This is a genomic window from Aeromonas sp. 600527 (genome assembly GCF_049175415.1).
Taxonomy (GTDB): Bacteria; Pseudomonadota; Gammaproteobacteria; order Enterobacterales; family Aeromonadaceae; genus Aeromonas; species Aeromonas veronii_A.
On the sequence record NZ_JAAKVA010000043.1, the window covers coordinates 1 to 774 of the forward strand.

The 774-nt window shown below is 58.1% G+C and carries 1 protein-coding gene; it reads right to left on the reverse strand.

Annotated features, from left to right (window positions below):
* Positions 1 to 150 precede the first annotated feature (150 nt).
* On the reverse strand, positions 151 to 774 hold a 624-nt coding region (rfbD, locus tag G5154_RS21140; protein ID WP_421251643.1), incomplete at its 5' end, for a dTDP-4-dehydrorhamnose reductase.

A 774-nucleotide genomic window follows, 5' to 3' on the forward strand; every position in this document is an offset into this window, starting at 1 on the left:
GAGCCACCGGCCAGAATAATGCCTTTACGTTTGGTCATGATGCTTGTTTCTTATTTTTAAATTGCAAAAGAAAAGGGTGGCTTGCGGCCACACCTTTCTGTTTTATCCCTGCCAGCCAGAGAGGCGTTCAACACATCTCTGGCCAGTGATTTACTTACCGAGGATCTCGGTCAACATCCGCTCCACACCGACGGTCCACTCCGGAAGCACCAAATCGAAGGTGCGCTGAAATTTGCCAGTATCAAGGCGGGAGTTATGGGGGCGTTTGGCCGGGGTCGGGAAGGCACTGGTCGGCACCGCATTGAGCTGCGTCACCGCCAGTTCAACACCGGCCTCTCTGGCTTTGGCAAACACCAGCTGGGCGTAGTCAAACCAGGTGGTGGTGCCGGAGGCAATCAGATGGTACAGCCCGGCGACCTCGGGGTTGCGCTGCGCCACGCGGATCGCATGAGCGGTGCAATCAGCCAGCAACTCGGCGCCGGTCGGAGCGCCAAACTGGTCATTGATGACTGACATCTCGCTACGCTCTTTGCCAAAGCGCAGCATGGTCTTGGCAAAGTTGGCACCCCGAGCGGCATAGACCCAGCTAGTGCGAAAAATCAGGTGACGGGAACAAAGCGCGGCCCCTTGCTCACCCGCCAGCTTGGTTTCGCCATAGACGTTGAGCGGAGCGGTGGCATCGGTTTCCACCCAGGGGCGCTCACCGCTGCCATCGAACACATAGTCGGTGGAGTAATGCACCAGCCAGGCACCCAAGGCTTCCGCTTCTTTGGC